This window comes from Deltaproteobacteria bacterium (assembly GCA_016931625.1).
Taxonomy (GTDB): domain Bacteria; phylum Myxococcota; class XYA12-FULL-58-9; order XYA12-FULL-58-9; family JAFGEK01; genus JAFGEK01.
In genome coordinates this window covers 1-3,584 of the sequence record JAFGEK010000005.1, presented here as the reverse complement: position 1 = coordinate 3,584, position 3,584 = coordinate 1, and the positions used below count along the sequence as shown (strand labels likewise).

At 43.4% G+C, this 3,584-nt stretch carries 4 protein-coding genes; all 4 read right to left on the bottom strand.

Features of this window, described 5'->3' with window-relative positions; translation table 11 throughout:
- Positions 1-111, bottom strand: a 111-nt coding sequence (locus tag JW841_00305) for a hypothetical protein (GenBank protein MBN1959359.1), incomplete at its 3' end; no start/stop codon positions are given.
- 41 nt (positions 112-152) lie between these two features.
- Positions 153-2,228: an elongation factor G gene (gene fusA / locus JW841_00300; GenBank protein MBN1959358.1), complete on the bottom strand. Its 2,076-nt coding sequence runs from the start codon at positions 2,226-2,228 to the stop codon at positions 153-155.
- 136 nt (positions 2,229-2,364) lie between these two features.
- Complete coding sequence (gene rpsG, locus JW841_00295; GenBank protein MBN1959357.1) at positions 2,365-2,838, bottom strand: 30S ribosomal protein S7; 474 nt, start codon at positions 2,836-2,838, stop codon at positions 2,365-2,367.
- A gap of 22 nt (positions 2,839-2,860) precedes the next feature.
- Positions 2,861-3,232: a 30S ribosomal protein S12 gene (locus JW841_00290; GenBank protein MBN1959356.1), complete on the bottom strand. Its 372-nt coding sequence runs from the start codon at positions 3,230-3,232 to the stop codon at positions 2,861-2,863.
- Between the last annotated feature and the right edge of the window lie 352 nt (positions 3,233-3,584).

Sequence of the window (3,584 nt, the reverse complement as noted above, 5' to 3'; positions counted from 1 at the left end):
GGCTGCAACTTTGGTTAAAGCCGCCGTCAGCGTGGTCTTGCCGTGGTCAACGTGTCCGATGGTGCCTACGTTTACGTGCGGCTTGGAACGATTAAATTTTTCTTTAGCCATGGCTTTTTAATTTCCCGATTGCAACGGGCCTCCTTAACTTTCTATTTCGCTTTTTCCATTATGGTCTCAGCAATATGCACTGGAACCGGTTCGTAATGATCAAATTGCATGGTATACGAAGCTCGACCTTGCGTCTGTGAACGCAAATCAGTTGCGTAACCAAACATCTCAGCTAGTGGAACAAACGCACTTATTACTTGTGCCTTACCACGTAGCGAAATATTTCTAATTTTACCTCGCCGACGATTGATGTCGCCCACGACATCACCCATAAAATCTTCGGGAGTTACTACTTCTGTTGACATAACTGGCTCTAATAAATATAATTTCGCTTTCTTTAGTGCCTCTTGAACTCCAATAGAGCCAGCAATTTTAAATGCCATTTCTGACGAATCTACTTCATGATAAGAACCGTCAAATAATGTCACCTTCACATCAACAACCGGAAACCCAGCTAGCACCCCTCGCTGCAAAGCATCTTCAATACCCTGCATAGCCGGTCGTATGTATTCGCGCGGTACAACACCTCCCACTATTTTGTCAACAAATTCGAAACCAAATCCTGCAGGTTGTGGTTCAACTGTGATCCAGACATGGCCATATTGACCGCGGCCACCAGTCTGTCTGATATACTTACCTTCTGCTTTTGCGCTGCTATTAATTGACTCGCGATATGCAACTTGAGGCTTGCCAATATTGGCTTCGACCTTAAATTCGCGACGAAGTCTATCAACGATAATTTCAAGATGTAACTCACCCATCCCTTTAATGATCGTCTGACCGCTTTCAGGATCGATTCCTGCCCGAAAACTTGGGTCTTCTGTCATTAATTTTTGCAACGAAAGGCTTAATCGTTCTTCGTCGGCTTTGCTTTTGGGCTCAATAGCGATTTCTATAACAGGCTCAGGAAACTCCATTGCCTCTAACAACACCGGATTATGTAAATCGCAAAGGCTATCACCTGTTGAACAAAGCTTTAATCCAACCGCGGCTGCTATGTTTCCGGCGTATACTTCTTTAACTTCTTCACGCTTATTTGCGTGCATACTAAGTAGACGACCGATGCGTTCTCGCTTACCTTTAGCTGCGTTTAAAACAACTTCTCCTGATTTTACAACGCCGGAATATACTCGGAAATAACTTAATTGGCCGACAAACGGATCGGTTATAATTTTAAAAGCTAATGCTGCGAACGGGGCATTGTCGTCAGGAGGGCAACTGCGCTCAACACCAGTCTTGGCATCTTTGGCAATAACTGGTGGAACATCAGCAGGTGATGGCAAATAATTAACCACTGCATCAAGTAATGGTTGCACACCTTTATTTTTAAATGCTGACCCACACAAAACCGGAACAATATCGAGTTTAATAGTACCAATGCGTAGAGCTTTATGTATTTGCTCTGCAGTAACCTCTTTGCCTTCTATCACTGCCGCCATCAATTTATCATCGTAATGAGTTGCAGCATCAAGTATATTTTCACGCACATGCGCTACTTCATCGTGCATTTCTTCAGGTACATCTTCGATATGAAATTTTGCCCCGAGAGTTTCTTCATCCCAAATAACTGATTTATTGTTAATGACATCAACGATGCCTTTAAATTTATCTTCTTTACCGATTGGCAGTTGTACGGCGACCGGCTTTGCACCAAGTTTGTCAGTTATCTCGTGAATGCAATTAGCAAAATCAGAACCAACGCGATCCATTTTGTTTACAAAACAAATTCGTGGTACGCGATATTTATCTGCTTGACGCCAAACTGTTTCACTTTGAGGCTCAACCCCACTAACTGCATCAAAAACAGCAACAGCGCCATCAAGAACTCTTAATGAGCGTTCTACTTCGATAGTAAAATCTACGTGGCCGGGAGTATCTATTATATTGATGCGATGATCATTCCAAAAACAGGTAGTAGATGCTGAGGTTATGGTAATGCCGCGTTCTTGTTCTTGCTCCATCCAATCCATGGTGGCTGCACCATCATGAACCTCACCTATCTTATGGGTGACACCTGTATAGTATAACACACGCTCAGTAGTAGTAGTTTTACCTGCATCAATGTGCGCCATGATGCCAATGTTTCTAGTTTTATCTACACTGTACTGGCGCACCATAATAATTAATCCATAAGAAAGGGTGAGCAATCACGCGAAGTATTATCTCTTCGCTGTCGCTTACCCAAAGCAACCTTATCTACCTGTCAAAGATCGTATGCTACGAACGCCGTTAATGACGCCGAGCTAAACGCTTTTACCAGCGATAATGAGCAAAAGCTTTGTTAGCTTCTGCCATCTTATGGGTATCCTCCTTCTTTTTAATTGCATTGCCTCTGTTTTGAGAGGCATCAATAATTTCGTTAGCAATTTTTTCTGCCATGGTACGTTCGCCACGAGTTCGTGCATAGTTAATAATCCAACGCATCGCTAAAGCATTACGGCGTTCAGCACGAACCTCAACCGGAACTTGGTAAGTAGCGCCACCTACACGACGACTTTTAACCTCAAGTAATGGCTTGACGTTATCGAGCGCTTTTTTAAAAAGTCTTAATGGTTCTTCACCATTGCTGCGCTCGGCTAAAATATTAAATGACTTATACATAATACGCTCAGAGATTGATTTTTTACCCTTGAACATTAACACATTCATAAATTTTGCGAGCGTTCGATCCCCAAATTTTGGATCAGGATTGATTCTACGCTTTGGAACTTCACGACGACGTGGCATTTAAAAAACCTCCAACCCTGACTTAATTAGGACGCTTAGCGCCGTATTTAGAACGCCCTTGACGACGGCCTTCAACACCAGTGGCGTCAAGTGTGCCACGAATTATATGATAACGAACACCTGGCAAGTCTTTAACACGACCGCCACGCAGCAACACTACCGAGTGCTCTTGAAGGTTGTGGCCTACACCTGGGATATAAGTAGTTACTTCAAAACCATTAGTTAGGCGCACACGAGCAACCTTGCGCAAGGCTGAATTGGGCTTCTTAGGTGTCGTTGTATAAACACGCACACAGACACCGCGTTTTTGCGGGCAAGCCTGTAGCGCCGGTGCTTTATTTTTTGCAATTACTCTTGTACGCCCTTGGCGTACTAATTGATTTATTGTCGGCATACCTGCGCCCTCAAATGTAAACTCTTACCATAAATAATGGTGCTAAAAGGGAAGCGCCTCATACCGGTATCGGTCGCCATATGTCAAGGTTAAATGCTCACTGATGAAATTTATTCGCATTCAAATTTATTTAATTATGTAAAATAGTGGAAATTTTATCGCAACGCGTTATTGGCTTGCAGTTTAATAATCAATTATCAGGGGGTGTCCCTAAATGTTGGACCGAGAAATTCACGAAAGCCGCGTAAACGATGGCCGCACGCACAGCAAAATCATGCAAAAGGCTTGCTTGTGGCAAGTCGCAGGCAGGATTTTTGCGAGCACGCGGTCGCAAGTAGCGGATTTCGTGAAG

Excerpts from the sequence above, each read along its gene's own strand:
- fusA (MBN1959358.1), bottom strand. The coding sequence starts at position 2,228 with ATGGTGCGCCAGTACAGTGTAGATAAAACTAGAAACATTGGCATCATG.
- rpsG (MBN1959357.1), bottom strand. The coding sequence starts at position 2,838 with ATGCCACGTCGTCGTGAAGTTCCAAAGCGTAGAATCAATCCTGATCCA.
- JW841_00290 (MBN1959356.1), bottom strand. The coding sequence starts at position 3,232 with ATGCCGACAATAAATCAATTAGTACGCCAAGGGCGTACAAGAGTAATT.